Source organism: Psychrobacter sp. AOP7-B1-24 (assembly GCF_052376215.1).
Classification (GTDB): Bacteria; Pseudomonadota; Gammaproteobacteria; order Pseudomonadales; family Moraxellaceae; genus Psychrobacter.
On record NZ_JBQSVL010000011.1, the window covers coordinates 17,022 to 37,111 of the forward strand.

General features: G+C 42.3%; 18 protein-coding genes and 2 tRNA genes. 5 read left to right on the top strand and 15 right to left on the bottom strand.

The window, feature by feature from the left end; all coding sequences use genetic code 11:
* Window positions 1-95: 95 nt before the first annotated feature.
* From ACT3QP_RS04025 to ACT3QP_RS04050, 6 genes are all read right to left on the bottom strand, one after another.
* A complete protein-coding gene (locus ACT3QP_RS04025; RefSeq protein WP_444524555.1) occupies window positions 96-1,790 on the bottom strand; it encodes an ABC transporter permease in 1,695 nt (564 codons plus the stop codon).
* Between the two features lie 114 nt (window positions 1,791-1,904).
* The gene (locus ACT3QP_RS04030; protein WP_444524556.1) at window positions 1,905-3,029 is read right to left on the bottom strand and encodes an extracellular solute-binding protein; all 1,125 of its coding nucleotides are present in this window, start codon (window positions 3,027-3,029) and stop codon (window positions 1,905-1,907) included.
* 278 nt (window positions 3,030-3,307) lie between these two features.
* The gene (locus ACT3QP_RS04035) at window positions 3,308-4,045 is read right to left on the bottom strand and encodes a 16S rRNA (uracil(1498)-N(3))-methyltransferase (RefSeq protein WP_444524557.1); all 738 of its coding nucleotides are present in this window, start codon (window positions 4,043-4,045) and stop codon (window positions 3,308-3,310) included.
* Window positions 4,042-5,685: a 3-deoxy-D-manno-octulosonic acid transferase gene (locus tag ACT3QP_RS04040; RefSeq protein ID WP_444524558.1), complete on the bottom strand. Its 1,644-nt coding sequence runs from the start codon at window positions 5,683-5,685 to the stop codon at window positions 4,042-4,044. Before ACT3QP_RS04040 ends, ACT3QP_RS04035 begins: the two co-directional genes overlap by 4 nt.
* 329 nt (window positions 5,686-6,014) lie before the next feature.
* Entirely contained in the window at window positions 6,015-7,568 is a 1,554-nt protein-coding gene (locus ACT3QP_RS04045; RefSeq protein ID WP_444524559.1) for a tetratricopeptide repeat protein, read from the bottom strand.
* Between the two features lie 147 nt (window positions 7,569-7,715).
* A complete protein-coding gene (locus ACT3QP_RS04050) occupies window positions 7,716-9,353 on the bottom strand; it encodes a cardiolipin synthase (protein WP_444524560.1) in 1,638 nt (545 codons plus the stop codon).
* A 295-nt stretch (window positions 9,354-9,648) separates the two neighbouring features.
* Between ACT3QP_RS04050 and ACT3QP_RS04055 the strand changes: the two genes are divergently transcribed.
* The 5 genes from ACT3QP_RS04055 to ACT3QP_RS04075 all read left to right on the top strand — a co-directional run bounded on the left by ACT3QP_RS04055 (window position 9,649) and on the right by ACT3QP_RS04075 (window position 12,938).
* Window positions 9,649-9,724: transfer RNA gene (locus ACT3QP_RS04055), tRNA-Val, on the top strand.
* 54 nt (window positions 9,725-9,778) lie between these two features.
* Window positions 9,779-9,855: transfer RNA gene (locus ACT3QP_RS04060), tRNA-Asp, on the top strand.
* A 740-nt stretch (window positions 9,856-10,595) separates the two neighbouring features.
* Window positions 10,596-11,273, top strand: a complete 678-nt coding sequence (locus tag ACT3QP_RS04065; RefSeq protein WP_444524561.1) for a DUF5020 family protein — start codon at window positions 10,596-10,598, stop codon at window positions 11,271-11,273.
* 147 nt (window positions 11,274-11,420) lie between these two features.
* Complete coding sequence (locus ACT3QP_RS04070) at window positions 11,421-12,419, top strand: D-cysteine desulfhydrase family protein (RefSeq protein WP_444524562.1); 999 nt, start codon at window positions 11,421-11,423, stop codon at window positions 12,417-12,419.
* A 39-nt stretch (window positions 12,420-12,458) separates the two neighbouring features.
* Window positions 12,459-12,938: a hemerythrin domain-containing protein gene (locus ACT3QP_RS04075; protein WP_444524563.1), complete on the top strand. Its 480-nt coding sequence runs from the start codon at window positions 12,459-12,461 to the stop codon at window positions 12,936-12,938.
* A gap of 58 nt (window positions 12,939-12,996) precedes the next feature.
* Here the strand turns inward: ACT3QP_RS04075 and modB are convergent, their stop codons facing one another.
* The 9 genes from modB to ACT3QP_RS04120 form a co-directional block, all read right to left on the bottom strand.
* Complete coding sequence (modB, locus tag ACT3QP_RS04080) at window positions 12,997-13,695, bottom strand: molybdate ABC transporter permease subunit (RefSeq protein ID WP_444524564.1); 699 nt, start codon at window positions 13,693-13,695, stop codon at window positions 12,997-12,999.
* 54 nt (window positions 13,696-13,749) lie between these two features.
* Complete coding sequence (modA, locus tag ACT3QP_RS04085; RefSeq protein WP_444524565.1) at window positions 13,750-14,601, bottom strand: molybdate ABC transporter substrate-binding protein; 852 nt, start codon at window positions 14,599-14,601, stop codon at window positions 13,750-13,752.
* On the bottom strand, window positions 14,594-15,085 hold the full coding sequence (locus ACT3QP_RS04090; RefSeq protein WP_444524566.1) for a molybdenum cofactor biosynthesis protein MoaE: 492 nt from the start codon (window positions 15,083-15,085) through the stop codon (window positions 14,594-14,596). The genes modA and ACT3QP_RS04090 overlap by 8 nt, the downstream gene beginning before the upstream one ends.
* Before the next feature lie 53 nt (window positions 15,086-15,138).
* The gene (locus ACT3QP_RS04095; RefSeq protein ID WP_444524567.1) at window positions 15,139-15,438 is read right to left on the bottom strand and encodes a MoaD/ThiS family protein; all 300 of its coding nucleotides are present in this window, start codon (window positions 15,436-15,438) and stop codon (window positions 15,139-15,141) included.
* 99 nt (window positions 15,439-15,537) lie between these two features.
* Complete coding sequence (moaC, locus tag ACT3QP_RS04100; RefSeq protein ID WP_444524568.1) at window positions 15,538-16,044, bottom strand: cyclic pyranopterin monophosphate synthase MoaC; 507 nt, start codon at window positions 16,042-16,044, stop codon at window positions 15,538-15,540.
* Window positions 16,045-16,069: 25 nt separating this feature from the next.
* Window positions 16,070-16,771 (bottom strand): molybdenum cofactor guanylyltransferase, encoded by a 702-nt coding sequence (gene mobA / locus ACT3QP_RS04105; protein WP_444524569.1) that lies wholly within the window; start codon window positions 16,769-16,771, stop codon window positions 16,070-16,072.
* A gap of 8 nt (window positions 16,772-16,779) precedes the next feature.
* The gene (gene moaB, locus ACT3QP_RS04110) at window positions 16,780-17,310 is read right to left on the bottom strand and encodes a molybdenum cofactor biosynthesis protein B (protein ID WP_444524570.1); all 531 of its coding nucleotides are present in this window, start codon (window positions 17,308-17,310) and stop codon (window positions 16,780-16,782) included.
* A 213-nt stretch (window positions 17,311-17,523) separates the two neighbouring features.
* Window positions 17,524-18,630 carry a GTP 3',8-cyclase MoaA gene (moaA, locus tag ACT3QP_RS04115; RefSeq protein WP_444524571.1) on the bottom strand — a complete coding sequence of 369 codons (1,107 nt, stop codon included), beginning with the start codon at window positions 18,628-18,630 and terminating at the stop codon, window positions 17,524-17,526.
* 101 nt (window positions 18,631-18,731) lie between these two features.
* A complete protein-coding gene (locus ACT3QP_RS04120; RefSeq protein WP_444524572.1) occupies window positions 18,732-20,027 on the bottom strand; it encodes a molybdopterin molybdotransferase MoeA in 1,296 nt (431 codons plus the stop codon).
* Between the last annotated feature and the right edge of the window lie 63 nt (window positions 20,028-20,090).

Here is a 20,090-nt window from a genome sequence, read left to right on the forward strand (position 1 = left end):
TACCAGTTAGCGATTAATAAATAAAATCCGTAGAACGATGGATAAAACGTGATGGAAACTTTTGAATATTTTCGAATTATTTCAGACAATCAAGATTAGCTTTGTTTGTCACTTTGACGCAATAATATCCAAACAGGCAATAGTCCGACCAACACAATCAATAAACTTGGCAATGCAGCACGTCCCCACATACCTTCACTGGTCATCTCAAACACTCGCACCGCCAACGTATCCCAGCCTTGACGCCGAGTCATTAACGTAATCGGCATCTCTTTCATGACTTCAACAAAGCCCATTAGTAATGCGGTTAATACACCAGGACTAAGCACTGGCAACATCACATGTCGCCATCGTTGATAAGGACTGTCACTCAGCAGTTTGGCAGCCGCTTCTTGATTGATGGTCAATCGCTGTAATTGGCGATCCACCGGCTGAAAACTAACGGTCATAAAACGCGTAGACAACGCCAGTAACATAACAATCACGCTACCTGATAGCAACTGCTGCGACGTAATGCCAAAAGCAATCATCTGATTGTCTAACCAAGCAATGGGAATAAATATACCGACAGCCAAAACCGTGCCTGGCACCACATAACCCAAATTGGCCAAAGTAGTCATTAGCTTGGTTGATCTATCAGGATACTGACGCTTAATCCAAGCGATAATAACCGCCAAAAAGGCGATAAAAATCGTGGTCATACTCGCAATCATGATGCTATTGGTCACAAAATCAATGTAACGGGCATCAAAATCCTGCCTAAAATTCAACGCCGTCCAATAGATAAGTTGCAAAAACGGTATAAAGAAAGCCACTGCAAAAATCACTGTGCATAATAGCGTCATGGCCCATTTGGCAGAGGTACTGGCTTCAAAACGCTGATTACTACCTTGAGTGATAGAGCTACCACGCTTTGCCTGCCAATACTGCTCAAACAGCACAACGATAAACACCATGCCGATTAATAATGCAGCCAACTGTGCCGCAGTGGTCAAGCTAAAGAAGCCAAACCATGCTTTATAAATAGCAGTGGTAAAAGTATCAACATTAAAGACCGAAACTGCGCCAAAATCTGCGAGCGTTTCCATACTCGCCAGTAGCAATCCGCCGATAATCCACGGTAGTGCTTGTGGCAGTGCCAACCGGAAAAACACGCGACCACGGGTCAAACCTAGCATTTGCCCTGCTTCAATCGCGCGCCTGCCCTGCGATAAAAACGCTTGGCGCGCCAGTAAATAAACATAAGGATAAAACGCTAGAGACAAGACCAGACCTGCACCCCAGATATTGCGCACCGAAGGAATCGCTGTATTAATACCTAAATCACGCAAACCCGTCTGTAATGGCCCACTAAAATCAACAATACCCAAGGTAACAAATGCCAAGACATAAGCTGGTATTGCTAGCGGCAACATCAGCGCCCACGAAAAAAACCGCTGCCCAGGGAAGCGATACATACTGGTGATCCACGCAAGTACGGTACCGACCGTACCAGAAACAACCGTGACCATTAACAATAGGATCGCGGTGTTCTTGAGGACTTGCGGCAATACATACTCTGCCATGTGCGTCCAAATATCGGCAACTGGCTGCGTCCACGACAACAGTACAATCACAATTGGCACAAGCATAAACAACGAAATCAGCCCTAAGACTGATTTTGAGAAGATACGTTTCCGAGTGGCATGGTCTTGACTGACCATGTGATGTTTGTCGATACTAGCATTATTTATACTAATGTCATCGACTGTCGCACTGTTGCGTACAGACGCATCTGGCGTTGTGCTCATAAATTATTACCGTGTCATACGTATAGAAACCTTATATAAAATCAAATCCCAAAACACCGTAAACGCTATCAAACTTCGTCACGGTCGTTTTGAGATTGGTATTATTTATGATTTCTATTTATAACCTGCTTTGTCCATTAATTGAATCGCTTGAGTTTGTAGCTCACCAAACTTCTGCACACTGATATCATCTTTATTGAACGGGCCCCATGATCTGAGCATATCTGACTCATCAATCCCTTCTTTTACTGGGAATTCTTTATCTGAGCTGGCATAAAGACCTTGTGCTTCATCAGATGACAACCATTCTATCAATTTAAGCGTGCCATCTGGATTGTCTGAGCTTGCCACGACACCAGCACCTGAGATGTTTACGTGCGTACCAGTCGTGTCTTGGTTTGCCCAGAATATATTGACTGGAAAATCTGGTTTTTCATCTAGTATGCGACCATAATAATAACTATTCGCCACACCTACTTCGCACTGACCAGCAGCGATGGCTTCAAGCATACTGGTATCATCACTGAACACATCAGTGGCCAAATTATCTACCCAACCACGAACGATTTCTTCCGTTTTTTCTTGACCCAAGTGCTCCATCATACTGGCTACAAGCGATTGGTTATAAACTTTTTTGGACGTACGTAGGCATAATTTGCCTTTCCATTTTGGATCGGCCAAATCGGCATACGTAGATAACTGGTCAGCACTAACTTTGCTTGGATCATAAAATATAGTGCGAGCACGTAGTGACAAACCGGTCCACTGACCTTGTGGATCACGATACTTTGCTGGAACATTGGTTTCTAGTACGGTAGACGATACTGGCTGTAGTAAACCTTGCTGTGCAGCTTGCCATAAGTTGCCAGCATCAACGGTCAAAAGCATATCAGCGGGTGTGTTTTGACCTTCCGCTTTTAAACGTGCCATGAGCGGGCCTGTACTGTCCGTCACCAAATCAACCTTCACGCCTGTTTGTTCGGTATAACGATCTAGCAATGGCTTAATTAACTGCTCGTTACGTGAAGAATAAATAGTCACTGTTTGACCGTCTGCGCTCGTAGCATCACCATTCGCAGCTTGCTGTTCACTGCTATCTGCTGCTGTGTCTGTCTCCGCACTTTCTTCTGTTGTAGATGAGTTATTACAACCCGCCAATCCCAACATCATACCAAATACGGCAGCAGGTAAGACGAGCTTAGTAGAAGTTAGGTTAGCGCTAATGGCATTCAGTGACATGGTTTTCCCCACAATAATACAACGGAAAGATAAGATGGCGACAAGGCAAAACAACTATAAAAACCCTGACTGTTAGGATAGTAACACCGCAATACTTCAAAACAACATACTAATAGAAATGAGATTAATTATCAATACATTTGTCTCATTCAAAAACACATCTAGCAACAGATATAATGATAGCTATTTAAACCATACATTTGCCGGTTATTAAAATCTAAACAGTCATAGATTTTTTACTATTTCTTGAGCTTTTTGTAGGGTTCTTTTTTTGAGGTTCACTGTAGCAGCCACTGCCCTAAGATAGCATTCACGGCGGCTTCTGTGCGTAGGATACGCGAACCAATATTGACCGCTTCACAACCTTGTGCGGCAAGCATTGCTATCTCATAATCTATCCAGCCACCCTCAGCACCGATACAAACCAAACTTGGTAATTTTTTTGATGGAGATGATGATTGCTGGTGTCGTAAATACTGTGCAAATGACTGCCCACTATAAGGGTGCGCAACAATACCTCGGTGGGTCATAATACTTGCCAGCTTATCTTCGACAAATGGCTTAAAGCGTTTTTCTAAGCTGATTCGAGGTGCTATCGTATCGACGCCCTGTTGTAGTCCTTCTAATACAAACTCGTCAAGCCGTGCCAGCATTGGACTTTGCCAATAGCTTTTTTGTGTTCGATAGCTATTGATAAGAATGATATCGCGCACGCCAAGCGCGGTCATATCCATTATCAAGCGTCGTAACACTTTGGGGCGTGGCAGTGCCAATATGACGGTTAAGTCTAACTTGGGTGGTGGTGCGCTAATCAGTTGAACATCACGCAATTGAATACTATCCGAGTGGATACTTTCAATGATAGCAGTGCCTAGCTGACCACCTAGCTGACCAATCTTTAGCGTATCGCCAGCTTTGGCGGCGAGTACATTATTGACATGGTTGATCTGCGATGACTCACTGATTTGCGCAGAGTCATGCGAAAAACTTGTAGCGGGCAATAATATACAGTTCATAGTATCTCTTGTTTGGCATATTGCTCGATAACGTCTTCAATCATCGTAAATTGACGTGTCAATACTGCTTGCTGCTGCACAGTCATTTGCTCGCCAGCTTGTCCTGCCTGTTTTGTCAATTCCAGATTACTCAACCAAGACACTAGCTGTTGATAAATAAGTACCGCATCGTTACTCTCACTGGCATCTATCAAGCCATCGGAGGCGGTAGGACGGTAAAACGTATTATTCGGTTGATATAATGCACCTACTTCAGACAATTTATCGACCACCACTTGGCAAGACTGCGTATAACCACCCATTATCACAGGTGTTGCTACGCTCGCTGGCTCGACAGGATTGTGACCACCGACATCGACCAGCGACCCACCGACTAGTGCCACATCGGCTAATGCATACCAAGTCATCAGCTCACCCATGCTATCAGCCAAATAAACTTGTGTCTCAAGGTTAATACCCTCGTTTGCACTCCGCCGTGTCATCGTTAATTCTGATTTTTCAATGAGCACTGCTACTTCGTCAAAACGCTCAGGATGTCGCGGTACAATAATCAGTAGTGTATTAGCAAGGGCTGGGTTAGATAGTAGCTGTTTTTGCCATGACAATACCGTCTCTTCTTCGCCGCTATGCGTGCTTGCTGCTACCCAGACAGGACGATTAATGACACCAAAATCATTCACCAGTTTAACTTTTTGGTCTAGTATTTCGCTACGTTCACCTGCTGCATTGCTCACCTTCATTTCAGCAACAACTTCATCGCTATCCAAGAGGTTAGCTTGAGAAATACTGCTTGTAGGAGCACTGCTTTTAGAAACATTGGTTGTAGATATACTTGTTTTAGGCGTATTAATCACCCATTTTAAAGAGCCTGCCACACGAATTTGTGCGCTATCGGCTCCCAATTGCCGAAAACGTTTAGCAGAGTCATTGTCTTGCGCAATAATCAACGTCAGATTTTTCATCATACTGCTACTAACTGCATTTATCTTTTGATAACTTTTAAACGAAGATGCTGATAGCCGACCATTCACCAAGATACTAGGAATACGATACTCGGATAGCTTGGTTAAAATATTTGCCCAAAGCTCTGTTTCTACAAACAAGGCAACCGTAGGCTTTACATGATCTAAGAACTGCTCGATCACGGCAGGACTGTCTACAGGAACATAACTGTGACTCATGCGGCCTTGGGCAATATCATCAGCGAAACGGCTAGCACCACGAGCAAAACCAGTTTGCGTGGTATTGGTCAACCATATTCGATAACCCTCAGCCAACAATTTATCAAGTAACGGTGCAACGGTATTGGTCTCACCCAATGAAACAGCATGACACCAAATAATACCTTTATCAGCATTGGACTGAGCTATTGCCGCGATAACAGTATCGTTGGCACTGGTTACTGGAACTGATGGATAGTTTTTACCAAAACGCTGCTCAACTTCTTGCTGATAGTTTTCTCGTTTATGGGATCGTCGCCATACTTGCAGTCGATATAACGGCTTTAGTAGTCCAATGGCCAGTTGATAATAAGCAGGCGGTTTATAAACAGCATGTCTCATGAACGATGTAGAATTAACGGAATCAACAGAGCCAGTTGCTTGTGAGGAATAATCAGATGAGGTATCAGAAGATGGCATGAAACAGCCTAGATTAGTAATTGATCAAATAGGAAAAAATAGCAGCAAAAAACGCGCCAATTTTACCTGAATTTGGCGCTCAACAATAAACTTTTATAGCACGTCTTAGTCAAGTAGCCGAAAACCTTACATAGACCTGCAGTTTAGGGTGTATCCTCATTTTAAAAGTGATGATAAAAATGAGATAAATTATCGTCAAACAAGAGAAATAGTGCAGATAATATCAAGATAAGTAGTCAGCTATTTGACACCGTTTGGCAAGATTTAGCCATTTTCAACTCATTTAGAGGATTATCGACTGAATTGAGGATACACCTTAGCTATCACACTTAAACAATGAGTATTATCAATAATGCAACGACTATCACGGCAACCAATAATAACTGGTATCGCTTAGTACTGTGCTGCTCTTGTTTTTGTGTGGTAATTAATGCTTGCGCTTGCTGCCATTGCATGACAATCTTCGCTGCTTCCGTGTGACCATTTTCAGCAGCTTGCTCTAACCAATATTTGCCATTATCGATATCTTGCACCACACCGATACCTTGGTAGTACATCTTGCTTAACAAACGCTGTGCACGGCTATCATTTTTGCTAGCGGCTTGTTTAACCCATGCTGTACCTGACTCTGCAGAAGCATTTTTGTCCGCTGCAAGACCTTCATTAAGCAACTCATACATCGCTAACCGTAGCATTGCAGCAGTATTTCCAGCATTAGCAGCCACTTGTAATTTTGAGAGTGCTTTTTTCTTTGCAGCCATCTGACTCTCTGAAAACACCACTTGCGCACGCGCTTTAGTTTGCTTGGCAATGTGTTGTTCAAACTGCTCTAACACGGTGGAAGATTGATGGTATTCATCATGACCCGACGTCTGCGCCACCTCTATCTCATTCAATTCTATAAGCAACTGCGTAAACATATCTGGCGTTGGTGCGCTTTTTGATAAGGGTGCTGTTTTTGATGAAGGTACTTGTTCTGATAAAGACACTGTTTCTGTTTCGTTTGTTATAGAGTTTGATGTAGGGTGTGCTGATGCAATATATTTTGGTTTAGCACTGCCTACTGGTTTAGGCTCTTCTACAGATGATGTCACTTTAGACAATATAGACTGACTTTCGTTTTTAGACGGCAATACAACTTTGGCTGCCGGCGTATCAGTCAACGAATCTGTTTCCAATACCTCATTTTGACTGACTGCCTTTGCCGTATCCAAATAAGCATCTTCTGACGTACTTTTACTGGTATTTTGTATGATAGGCTTGGCTGGCATGACTGCTCTTACTGAGCTAACGGCTGGAGCTACTTGAGCATCATCTGATATTGGCAGATTTGAGCTGACGGCTTGATACAAGCCACTAGCCACTTGGCCACCTTTTACGGCTTCAAACGGCCTGTCAATGTGACCAAATAAACGCAATCCTATCGGCTCTAGGGCAAAAAACAATGACGTTGTCTTATTAATATCAGAAGCATCACGGTAGATGACTGCCATATGCTGATAAAAATCATCAGTTATAAGAGGTAGCTCAGGATAACGCTTATGTAGCTCAAACTGTCCGTACCAATGCGGCGTACTTTGCCATTGCTGTGCCAATACTCGTCCGGCATAAAATGCCAAAAACATCATAAAGTTACGATATCGTTCATCAACGAGTAGCGTGTCTTCGTCCCACTGTCCAACTTTAATCATTTCACGGCGGATTTGTGATAGTAGTGTATCGACACGCTGTAAACTGGCTAGCGATTCATCCAACGTGCAATTACGAAGTTCAGTTTCATAAGCGATGCCACCAGCGATAGCACGTCCAGCTAGAAAATCTTGCCAATAGCCATCGGCAATATAATCAAAAGGAGTGATAGGTGATGCAGACGATGCAGACATAGTCAAGCGAGTCCTGTATAGAAGTAAGTCAATAATAAGAAAAACAAAATTACTATAAAATCTGTCATTGCTTTAAGGCGTGTCTTCATTTTAAACATAGTGATAAAAATGAGATGGGCAGCTCACCTTACCCTAAAATTAAAAAGGCTACAATAAAGGACTAAACAAGCGCACAACATTATCAAACAGTCGCTCTGCACCGCGGCGCTGCTGCCAATCTTTCAAATTCAAAAATCGGCAATTTTGCAAATAGACTTCTTGACAATCAGCCACTTGAGCAACCATCTCTGGCGTATAAATAGCCAGGCTAACTTCCATATTAAGATAAAAACTGCGCATATCGATATTCACCGTACCGAACAGACAGTAATCATCATCAACCACCACCGTTTTAGTATGCAACAACCCGCCTTTAAATAAAGCAATGGTCACATCCGCTTCTAGCAGCTCTTGATAATAAGCCTGTGAGGCATGCTGCACCAGAAAAGAATCAACTTTTTCAGGAACAATTATTGTGACATCAACCCCACGCTTAGCCGCTGTCGTTAATGCACCTGACAATGCTTCATCAGGGACAAAATAAGGCGTAGTGATACAAATGCGTTTATTGGCGCGATGAATCACCGTTACCAAGGTATTATAAATGACATGAGCAGTCACTTGCGGTGCAGAAGGTATCAGCTGAGCTAGCACATTCTCTACGACAGGCATTTTTGGTATTACAATTGATGTAGAGCCAATGTCTGGTTGCTCATGATAGTCAACTGCTTTACCTAACACCTTCACCCGACTGTTTAGATCATTAATTGTCGGATTCATCACATATAACTTACGAGTATAGCCATTTACTCGCTGGTTGAGCGCATGTAGGTTATCATTATTTTCAGCACCGATATCCGTCGCCACCACTATTGCCATGGCTGTCGTAATACTAATAGAATGTTGACTGGTCGTGCGTATCGCCACATCAATCCACTGCCCAACGTTTTTATTTTGTTTAAAAAACCTCGGATCGACCAAGTTAAAGCTACCGATATATCCAATATACTCATCAATAACCACGATTTTACGATGATTGCGCAAATCTGAGCGCTTAAACAACGTCTTAAATAACCCCACTGGCAGCGACTGATGAACGAAAACACCTGCTTTCTCTAATGTACGATGCGCACTACTATTAAAAAAACTAAAACTGCCCACACTATCAGCCAATATATGACACTCTACGCCGCGCTGCGCTGCTGATGACAAAGCTTCTATTACCTCTAACACTTGTCCTTTTGGATAAACAATATAAAACTCCATCAGAATAATGCTCTGTGCGGCATGGATGTCCTCAATCAATCTCTGAAAGATCGTATTAGGATCTGTCAATAGCTGCATACTATGATTGGGAAACACGCCTAATCCTGTCCAGCGCGTACCTATCTGACTGACACCGCGATAGTTATCTGGTAACAAATCTTGACCTTGATCAAACACCAAATTCTCACGCCGCGCCATATCATTCATCAATAAACTTGCTTGGTCGACACGCTCACGATAGCGCCGCCCAATCATTGGCTCACCAAGCAGTATATAAGCGATAAGTCCAAAAACAGGCAGTGTGTAAAGCACAGCAACCCAAGCAATAGACACACCTATATTACGCTGTACGGAGACAACTCGTAGCGTCATGACTATCATTAGAACAATATGCAATACCAGACCCAACCCCGCAAAGTCTCCCCAAGACCAGGTCGCAAAGGTTTGTTCAACCGTAGAATTATCTATGCCCGCCTCCAAAAATCAAAATAAAAAAATAAAGCATAAGCAGTAAAGCATCAACAGTATAGTAGATTTTGGTCATCAAACAACAGCCAACCACAATAAGCTACTTTATAAAAATATCAATAAATACAATAAGTAAGATGCTATTAATAATAGTATCCATAAAGTATTTTAAATTATTTACTATTTTTTTTAAAAACCGTTTGACAGCCATGTGTAAATCTATATAATACACATCCACAGCAGCAGAGCTTAGTGACAAACTTAGGGCTCGGTTGATGTTGAATGAATTGCATAGCAATTATTCGAAGGGTGATTAGCTCAGTTGGTAGAGCGTCTGCCTTACACGCAGAATGTCGGCGGTTCGAATCCGTCATCACCCACCACTTATTTAGCGAAGTGGATCTCTTCATAAAGGTGAAATGCTAAAGACGACCTAAGCAGCGGTAGTTCAGTTGGTTAGAATGCCGGCCTGTCACGCCGGAGGTCGCGGGTTCGAGTCCCGTCCGCTGCGCCATATTTAGTAAAAAGCTAAAACGAATTTAGACTTACGATTTTAAGCAAGTTTCGCCTCAAACATTAGATTGTTTGAGGTTTTTTTGTGTCTAAAAATTCTGACATACTAGGGTATATCGCCCATTCTACCTCTATTTATCACCATCCTTTCTATCAATCACGTTTTTTTCTTGTCCTTAACAACACTGTTTTCCGCCAGTCGTTAAACAACCCAACTATTATCTATAATCACTTTTCCTTACAAAATTAACTTTCCTGACCATATGGTCAGTTAAATTAATTAAATCAAAAACTTAGCCAATATCAAAAACTTAGAACACTCTAAGACGTTGTATTCATAGTAAATATATCGTTGTCAGTGATTATAAAAAATGCTTAACTGTTTCGGAGTGTTAAAAAATGTTGCAACAAAATTACAGTGATTGTATAAATTTTTTGCAATATAAAAGACGCTTATATTTGGCGTATTCATCTTCGTTATGGTTAATTTGTACTGCAAGTTGACTGAGCTTTCTCCTTAGCAATATAGATAGATTTTTGATAGAACATCAAAGCTATTTCTACCATGATATCTAGCCTGCTAAGGCCAATGACTGTATATAAAGGAGTACTACTGTGCATTACAACTTATCTACAAGCCTACCCCTACCTATCCAAGCCTTCAAAAGTAACATGAAAAAAAATCTATTCTTTCTCAAACCACTAACCACAGCTTTAGTTACTATTGTCGCATTAGGAGCCATGAGTAATACTCATGCTAAGGTACTCTTTAGCGACACCAGTCTGTCTGTCCTATATGGTGACGATTATGAGCTAGTAGAAGATGGTGAATTAACGACTGTCACACTAGAGCATGCCTCTACCCACACTTGGGGCGGTGTGTTTTTCTTTGTTGATCGCCATCAAGGTGCTAGCGATAGTGATAATAATAAATATAAAGAGACGTATGGTGAGTTCGCGCCTAAATTCAAATTACAAACCTTTGATGATAGTTTTATCAAACAAGTCAACTTAGCAGGTCAATATGAGTTTGGCTCAAACAGTACGGGCTTTAGCCAAGACAACTATCTGGTCGGTATTGGTGCAGACCTCAATGTGCCTATTCCAGGTATGAAATACGCATCCGCGTCTATATATCATGCCTTTAATGACAATACCGATGATGACCAACAAATCACATTGACTTATGGCTGGGAGAAAAACAACATCGTCATTGATGGTTATGTGGACTATTCATTTAACAACGATGACCTAAAAGATCAACTGCATATCAATCCACAGATAAAATATAACTTACAAGATGCACTGGGTATTGATAACCGCCTAGAAGTCGGTATGGAATATAGCTACTGGAAAAATAAATATGGTAGTGATCAAACTCAAAACACACCTAGTGCATTGGTTAAACTGCACTTTTAAATAACTGTTTATCTAAAAATAGCCTCATGCTAATATTCAATATTGCATGGGGCTATTTGGTTTGTCTTTAGTCAGTGACGTCCAAAACCAATAGTGAGTTTGAGTCACACTTATCTGTCATATCTTTTATTATAAAATGAGAAAAATATGAACTACGACCACATTGCTAGAGAGTCCTTAGGATTTTTTCCAACGCCATTGGTTGAGCTTAGTAAGTTGAGCAAAAAGCTTGATGGCACTACCATTTTTATGAAAAGAGATGACAATACAGGACTGGCACTAGGTGGCAATAAAACGCGAAAGCTCGAGTTCATTATTGGTGATGCACTCGCTAAAGGTGCTGATACGATTATTACAGCGGGTGCTGCTCAATCAAACCATTGCCGACAGACTGCCGCTGCTGCTGCGAGTTTGGGGCTGGAATGTCACTTAGTCTTAGGTGGCAAAGAGCCCGAACAAGCCAGTGGCAACCTTTTATTAGATAAAATTTTTGGTTGTCATATTCACTGGGCAGGTGTTAATCGTAAAGGCGAAGATATTCCAAGCATTGTCGAACAATTAATAAATCAAGGAAAAAACCCCTACGTGGTACCTTACGGTGGCTCAAACGAGTTGGGTGCTCTAGCATTTGCAGAAGCTTTTAGAGAGCTAGAGTTACAACGTAAAAGTATGCAATTATCTTTTACGCATATCGTTTTTGCTTCGAGCTCTGGAGGTACACAGGCAGGCCTAATGCTTGGCAAAAAAATATTCAACTCACCTTGTCAAATAGTAGGCATCAATATCGATAAAGGTGAGACGGACAAAGTTCCATTTGATCAATATACACTCTCCCTCGCCAATAGTACGGCAGAGTTAATCAGTGCAGATTATGAGTTTTCCAAGTCGGATTTAATACTGAACGCTGACTATGTCGGAGAAGGTTATGGCGTGGTTGGTACATTAGAAAATGAGGCCATTGCTTTGACTGCCCAAACTGAAGGCATACTGTTGGACCCTGTTTATACAGGCAGAGCAATGGGCGGGCTAATAGATATGATTCGCACGGGTAAAATTAAGCAAACGGATCGTGTGTTATTTTGGCATACAGGCGGCGCACCCGCTTTATTTGCTTATTCAAATGATTTAGACAGTGCTAAAAAGTGATACTAAGATGAATACTCACAGCCCTGAAGGTATCTGACTATGAAACGTGCTCACCAATTACAACCTTTATCACGCCAGCATCATCTCGGTCTTAATCTATCTCGTCATGCCAAGGAATGCAGAAATGAGCCTGACGAGATTGTGAAGTACCTAGACAACCTAACCGCTTATATGAATGACATGCAGTATCACTTTCATATTGAAGACAACCTCATCGCGCATGCACTCCAGCCTTATCGAGCATCCAAACCTGATGTCGCAGCAGTGCTCGATACTCTTGATGAACAACATAAAGCACTACATAAGATGCTGGATAATATAATAACCTCTAAAAATACTGATATTAAAAATATAACCGCCATTCAAGTCAGAGAGTTTGGCACATTACTATACGAGCACATTCGTTTTGAAGAGCGTGAGCTTTTTCCTATTGTTGAAAAATATCTAACAGAGGTTGAACTAGAGGCTATCTATGAAGCAAGTCCTGATAGTATCAAACGCCCAAACGAGCATCGCTAAAGCAGATGCTCTGTAGACCCGCATACTGCTCAAGCGTTAAGTGGTAATTTCAGCCTTATTAACGCTGATTCAGCCTATTCACACTGGCGATCAACGCCACCAAGATCATCCCCATAATAATGAGGATGCCAGACATCATATGCGCAGCTTCGTAGTTAAGCGCCTCAACTTGCTCATATATCGCAATCGACACCACTTTGGTCTCCCCCGAGATACTACCCCCTATCATGAGCACCACCCCAAACTCGCCAATGGTATGGGCAAAGCTGACTAAGCTACCAAGGATAATGCCAACGCGCGCTTGTGGCAGTGCTACTCGCATAAAACGTCTTAGACGGCTAGGCTCTAGTAAATGCGCCACTTCTATCACGCTTTGCGGAATACGTAAAAACTGGGCATAGACAGGCTGGATATAAAAAGGTAAGGAATAAATGATGGAGCCGATGACCAGACCTTCAAATGTAAAAACCAATGGACTGATATGATGCTCGCTCAGCCATTTTCCCATTCCCACACTGGGACTGAACAATAATAAAAGATAAAATCCTATAACGGTAGGCGGCAAAACGAGCGGCATCGCAATAATGCCCATGAGCAGAACTTTGAACCGTACCACAAAGTGGTGGCGACTAGGTTTGGCAAGCCAATAGGCTATAGGCGTAGCAAATAATAATAAGCATAAGGTAGTGACACTAGCAAGCTTAACACTTACCCACAGTGGACTTAGCATATCTGACATAAGCGACTGATCTATCATAATGTCACTGCTCGTCCCTACTGGTGATAAAGATAAAAGTGGTGGTGTATTCGATTACTGCACGGACAAATAACCTGCTTGCACAAAATACTGCTGCCCTACGGCTGAACGTAAGTAGCTGGTAAAATCTAGCGCCCGATTTGAATCACTGATTACGATACCATCTTGTAAAATAGCAGGATAGGTATCTGGCTTTAATGTTATAAACTGCTCAGGCTGGGCTTTAATAGCGACGAGCTGTGACTGCGCAACAAAACCATAATCGACACTAGCCGTATGTGCATACTGAAAAGCTTGACTGATATTTTCTGCCTGTATGATTCGTTTTTTCTTACTTAAAAGCTCATAGATATGTTGTGATTGTAGATATGCTTTTGCCGATGTGCCATACGGAGCAAGCTCGGGATTGGCGATGGTTATTTTAGCGTTATCGTCATTCATCAATACATCAGCTAGGGATGCAGATGCTGTATCGATTTTATCTAAAGGCTTGGGCACACTATACAGCGCCAACTGACCTTGTGTATAAGTAAATGGCTGATAGGTTGCATCGTTAGAACCATCAACCTGACTTGCCTTTTCTTTAGCCAGCTTAGCAGGAAATTCTTGATTGGCTGATAAATAAATATCATAAGGGGCGCCTGCTTTAATCTGAGTATATAATTTACCTGACGAAGCATAAGTCACATCGATGCTTTGATCATCTAGGGCTTTATCTGCCTGATAACCCTCAATAATTTCAGGCAAAACATCAGACAAATTGGCAGCCGCAGCGATACGTAAGGTTGGAGTCTGCTCAGTTGAATTAACAGAGTCCGCCTTATGATTGGTATTATCTGGTGTACAGGCGCTTAACATCAATATTAAACCAGTAAAGACAGAGACAGCAACGGTCAACCTACCCATTATTGCTCAACCATTTAGAAGAATCATCCTGATAATACTCTTGCTTCCAGACGGGAATATCTGCCTTTACCGTGTCTAATATCCAGCGGCATGCATCAAAGGCTGGGTAACGATGCGCAGAAACGACCCCTACCCAGATAGCTACATCGCCAATCTCCAAAGGACCAATACGGTGTATCGCTATAGCATGCGTAATCTCAAAACGTTTTTTGGCCTCTTCTATAATAGCCCGGCCTTGATTGATTGCTAAATCCTCATAACCGTAATAAGTCAAACGATCAACGCTAGTAGCGTTATTATGATTGCGTACTCTTCCTTCAAAACATACAAACGCGCCGCAGCTGTCATCATCAAGAATCTTTTTGAGTCTGTCCTCATCAATTGCTACATCTAATAACGCAAAGCCATCACGCTCAGCGACTGCATAGACATCATCTACGCTACGTTTGATAGTCATCGAATGACTGTGAACATTATCTGTCATTTACTTTCTCTACTTATTTTAGATTAGGTTTTTAGGTATGAGTGAGCACCTATCTAACCACCAGCAACTGGTGTGATAAACACCACGCTATCACCATCATAAATAGGGTCTGTCCATTTAACGAAATAATCGTTCACAGCCACGCGTAGATCTGACTGCGGGCGACTAAAACGATGCTTTTGCGTCAACTGTTGATACAACTCCGTGAGTGATGCTGACTGATCTATGCTAACGGTTTCTTGCGAACAGCCTGCTTCATCAGCTAAGCTTGCAAAGTACAAAACGTTGATAGTCATCAATGATTCGCTATTTTTTTCTATATCAGTATTATCCATCACATCCGTAGTACTCATAAAACCCTCCATTCATTACAAGCTGTCGAGCTTCATATTTATTATATCGCCAAATGTTCAAACAAAATTGAACGATGTTATTTATTTATGCTGGTAGTCTTATTTATGCTGATAATCAGATTTGCCACCTGTCTTTTTAATCAGACGAACGCCATCAATAATAATGTCATGTGACAGTGCTTTGGTCATATCATAAATGGTCAGGCAAGCCACACTGACCGCTGTCAACGCTTCCATCTCAACCCCTGTTTTATGGGTCACTTTGACAGTTGCGCTCACATCAATACTGTGACTGTCATCATCATAGTCAAAACTCAAGCCAATCTTATCCAACGGTAATGGATGACAAAGTGGAATAAGGTCATGCGTACGCTTGGCCGCCATGATACCTGCAATATGCGCCGTTTGGGTAATACTGCCCTTTTTGGTCATGCCATCCGCTGCTTTAATTTGGGTATAAATCTCGCTTGGAAAACGCACTTGCCCAACAGCGTAAGCTTCGCGTGTCGTGGCGGTTTTGCCACTCACATCGACCATGGTAATATCACCGTCACTGTCTAGATGGGATAAGGTGGATTGGTTGGTTTCTTGGCTATTAATATTCATTGATAATTTCTCTCGATAGACTTTTTTATAAATTACTTAAAGCCACACATGCCTGCTCAAAATCTTCAGGAGTATTAAAATTGGTCAAGTGCTGCCAGCTCTTTGCAAAGGGTACAGATTGCACAATCGGCTTAATAAACGGTATTACTCGGCGCTGATTGTTATCAATATAGGCTTGTAAATCAGGCTCAATACTTAACCGATAAAGCCCCAATAATGGATATAAATGATGCTCATCCGTCAAACAAATCACTTTTTTATCAACGGCTTGAACAATCACTTGTTGCAATTCGCGCCACAAGTCAGTCACTGGTATCAAACTGTCACAACTAACAACCAGCAGCCATGATGACGGACTGACTTGATTTGCTTCTGAGCTACTTATAGCTATTAATGTTTGCATGGCAGACTCAATAGCAGCCAATGCACCAGCCGTATCCATCTGCTCATCGCTCTCATGAGCAATATAATCAGAGATATGAAACACAGATGAAGGCGGTCGGCTTTGCATGAGTTCCACATCAACTGCAAAGCCGCGTCCGTTGTCTGCAATCATAATAGGCAGATTCGTGTGCACTGCATTTAGTTCAAGTGCATGACGAACATGATAATCCAATAGGCGCTCCCCTGTTGGCAAAACAAGTTCCGCTTTGGGCGTACCCATACGTTTGGATGCGCCACCAGCCAAAACAACAATACCAGCCAAAGGGTTAAAAGCATTCATCATTGATAACATCAATCGTGGCTTGGGTTTTGTGCCATAAAATGCGGCACAAAATTGCAGGGACGAGTACGACTGTCAAACTGCTCTTTTAAGATATTTTCCCAGCCCGTACGACACGCGCCTGATGAACCAGGCAAGCAAAATATGCCCGTACCATTTGCCATACCTGCCACTGCACGAGACTGTACAGTCGACATGCCAATCTCATCTTTTGAGATTAAACGGAACATTTCACCAAAGCCATCGATGGATTTATCAAACAGTACTTTTACAGCTTCAGGCATACTGTCTCTAATGAAAAAACCTGTACCACCAGTCGTGATAACGGCATGGACGCTTGGATCGGCAATCCAGCCACTAATCACCGCCCTTATTTGATAAATATCATCGGTGATCAGCTTACGGTCTGCCAAGTGATGCCCTGCCTCTACTAGACTGTCTGCCAAGTACTGACCAGAGGTATCTTCTGCCAACGTGCGACTGTCTGAGACAGTTAAAATAGCAATATTAAGCGGGATAAATGCCGCAGCGGGTTTGCTCATAATGATTCCTTAATAGACATGCGATGTCGTTATTAAAATACTAGGGCGTGTCTTCATTTCAAGAATGGTGATAAAAATGAGATAAATTGCCGTCAGACAAGGAAAATAGCGCAGATAATATCGGGATATTAACCAGCTATTTGACGATGTTTGGCAAAATTCCAGCCATTTTTAGCCCATTGAGATGACTATCAAGTGAATTGAAGACATGCCCTAGCCACCAATGATAGATAGATTATGCATGATACCGCTATCAGCGTCATGCAAATGGTGATGCTCAGGTTTAATCGGCATAAAATCATGTAACGTACTCACAAGCCCTTGCACATCGCCTGTTTGTAAATGCGGACGAATATCATAGTTGCCTTGATCAAATAAGCATAAATGCACACGACCTTGGCTACTGACTCGCAGGCGGTTACAGGTATCACAGAAATGTGCAGCATAAGGCGCAATCATACCGATACGCCCTATATAGTCGGGATGACTATACTCTACTGCTGGGCCATCATCACTACCACGATCATGTGATTGCCAGCCATGCTCTAATAAGTAGTCAATGATACTGTCAGACTGTGCGTGCTGAGCAAAAAATAAGTCGCTATTATCACTGGTCTGCATGAACTCAATAAAACGATAAGTAACTTTTCTACTTTTGACATAATCGATAGCGTTCAACAGGTTCTCAAAGGCAGTTTCTGCCATTAAAATGCTGTTAATTTTGAGCTTGATATCTGTCGTTTCTAACAATGTGTCCATATCGGCAAGTAGCTGCGGCAGACTATCAAAGCCCGTCATCTTATGAAAAGTCGCGGCATCAAAGCTGTCCATACTGATATTCAGCTGATTCAATCCAGCAGCTTGCCAACTGGCTAAATGCTTGCCGAGCTTATAGCCGTTACTGGTCATAGCAACCGTTTCAATACCTTTAGTCTGTTTGATGGTTTTAATAATTTCGACAACATCACGACGAATGGATGGTTCACCACCAGTAATTCTGACTTTTTTAGTCCCTACTTGGGCAAAACCACGTATCAATGTGGCAATCTCAGGAATACTTAGCTCATCATCGGGACGCTTACCTTGATAGCCATTTGGTAAACAGTACTCACAGCGAAAATTACAAAAATCAGTAATAGACAAACGAAGATAAGTCAGACGACGTGAAAACCCATCGGTCAGAGGCTGGGTGTATTCAGATGCATGCCCTGCATGTACAGGCGCAGCGATAGACAACCGACCATAGTCATCGGCTATGGCCGTATCTGATGGTGGCACATACCAGTGGGCAGGGCCTATTTTGACGTTATCATTATTCATACGTTACTTACTATTCATACGTTACTGATTATTTGCATTTAGCAGAACTTAACTATTTGAAGTCTGTTGAATGACTGTAGATATTCATTGAATAGATCGTCTTAAGTGTATAGCCAAGGAAAAGGTTGCACCGTAACCGTACTATTTGCGGTGATATTACCGCTGTCTTTATCCAATACAATAAAACAATTGGCACGGCTAAGCTGCTTTATTCTGTGAGACTGCTGACTGGAGAAACACTCAACGGTATAGCTACCCGCTGCGTTTTGTGTCAACAAACCGCGCTGAAAGTCTTTGCGGCCGGCTGACTTTCTAATGTCATTAGTGAGCGTGGCTCGAATACTCAGCTGTATCGGCTGCTCTGACGAGTCCGCACCAGACATCTGCCACAGTGCCGGTATCACAAATTGTAGCGCGCCAACCACGGTAGAGAGCGGGTTACCCGGTAAACCAAAGTACAATACTGGCCTATCAATACCTTTATTTAGCTCACCAAACACAAAAGGCTTGCCTGGTTTCATAGCGACTTTATAGTGATTAACTTGCCCTAATTGCTCGATAACTGTAGTCAAAAAGTCATAATCACCGACCGATACACCTGCTGTCGAAACCAATACATCACACTCTTGCATAGCGTTATTGACCGCGACCGTTGTCTGCTCTAAGTCATCAGAAATAATACCGTAATCACGAATGGCAATCGGTAGATCTGATAGCAGGCTTTTCAATGTCGGCGTATTGGAGTTATATATTTGTGCCAAACTGGTCAAATCGTTACCGACCGCCACAAGTTCGTCACCAGTCGCGAGAACGCCTACTGTTAGCGGTTCAAATATACGGACGTGGCTGATACCTAAGTTTGCTAGCAAGCTAATATCAGCAGGGTTGATACGTTTCCCAGCTGTTAAGACAGCCTCGCCCGATTCAATTTCTTCGCCTTGTTTGCGAATATTCTTATCAATCTGGGCAGTTTGGATGAGCGTAATATTATAAGGCTGTGATTTATCTAGAGTATCTTTTATCGCGGCAAAATCGGTGTTCTCTTGCATAATGACGGTATCGCAGCTATCTGGCACCACTGCGCCCGTAAAGATACGTACGCCTTGTCCTGCTGCTAGCTCACCTATGTAGGCGCAGCCCGCCTGAGACTCTCCGATGATTTCAATTGAGCTGCCTGTTAAGAGTTTACTACCTTGAGCAATCGCATAGCCATCCATCGCAGATAGGTTCTGTCTGGGTACATCAAACGATGAGACAATGGTTTGAGCCAGTATTTGATTCAGACTATCCAACAGCTCACAAGTAGCAGTGGTTCTATTTTGGAGTAGGAAATCTTTATTATTATAATTATCTATGCGTAACTTGATGGCTGACTGTAGCTCTTCCACGGTAATCATAAGGACACGCTCTTTTTGGTTATTCTAGCTTTTGGTTGTTCTGGTTATTAATACTGATAAAAC

What these genes read in the sequence shown, in the direction of transcription:
- ACT3QP_RS04025 (WP_444524555.1), bottom strand. Translation starts at nt 1,790, where the DNA reads ATGAGCACAACGCCAGATGCGTCTGTACGCAACAGTGCGACAGTCGAT.
- ACT3QP_RS04030 (WP_444524556.1), bottom strand. Translation starts at nt 3,029, where the DNA reads ATGTCACTGAATGCCATTAGCGCTAACCTAACTTCTACTAAGCTCGTC.
- ACT3QP_RS04035 (WP_444524557.1), bottom strand. Translation starts at nt 4,045, where the DNA reads ATGAACTGTATATTATTGCCCGCTACAAGTTTTTCGCATGACTCTGCG.
- ACT3QP_RS04040 (WP_444524558.1), bottom strand. Translation starts at nt 5,685, where the DNA reads ATGCCATCTTCTGATACCTCATCTGATTATTCCTCACAAGCAACTGGC.
- ACT3QP_RS04045 (WP_444524559.1), bottom strand. Translation starts at nt 7,568, where the DNA reads ATGTCTGCATCGTCTGCATCACCTATCACTCCTTTTGATTATATTGCC.
- ACT3QP_RS04065 (WP_444524561.1), top strand. Translation starts at nt 10,596, where the DNA reads ATGAGTAATACTCATGCTAAGGTACTCTTTAGCGACACCAGTCTGTCT.
- ACT3QP_RS04070 (WP_444524562.1), top strand. Translation starts at nt 11,421, where the DNA reads ATGAACTACGACCACATTGCTAGAGAGTCCTTAGGATTTTTTCCAACG.
- ACT3QP_RS04075 (WP_444524563.1), top strand. Translation starts at nt 12,459, where the DNA reads ATGAAACGTGCTCACCAATTACAACCTTTATCACGCCAGCATCATCTC.
- modB (WP_444524564.1), bottom strand. Translation starts at nt 13,695, where the DNA reads ATGATAGATCAGTCGCTTATGTCAGATATGCTAAGTCCACTGTGGGTA.
- modA (WP_444524565.1), bottom strand. Translation starts at nt 14,601, where the DNA reads ATGGGTAGGTTGACCGTTGCTGTCTCTGTCTTTACTGGTTTAATATTG.
- ACT3QP_RS04090 (WP_444524566.1), bottom strand. Translation starts at nt 15,085, where the DNA reads ATGACAGATAATGTTCACAGTCATTCGATGACTATCAAACGTAGCGTA.
- ACT3QP_RS04095 (WP_444524567.1), bottom strand. Translation starts at nt 15,438, where the DNA reads ATGAGTACTACGGATGTGATGGATAATACTGATATAGAAAAAAATAGC.
- moaC (WP_444524568.1), bottom strand. Translation starts at nt 16,044, where the DNA reads ATGAATATTAATAGCCAAGAAACCAACCAATCCACCTTATCCCATCTA.
- mobA (WP_444524569.1), bottom strand. Translation starts at nt 16,771, where the DNA reads ATGATGAATGCTTTTAACCCTTTGGCTGGTATTGTTGTTTTGGCTGGT.
- moaB (WP_444524570.1), bottom strand. Translation starts at nt 17,310, where the DNA reads ATGAGCAAACCCGCTGCGGCATTTATCCCGCTTAATATTGCTATTTTA.
- moaA (WP_444524571.1), bottom strand. Translation starts at nt 18,630, where the DNA reads ATGAATAATGATAACGTCAAAATAGGCCCTGCCCACTGGTATGTGCCA.
- ACT3QP_RS04120 (WP_444524572.1), bottom strand. Translation starts at nt 20,027, where the DNA reads ATGATTACCGTGGAAGAGCTACAGTCAGCCATCAAGTTACGCATAGAT.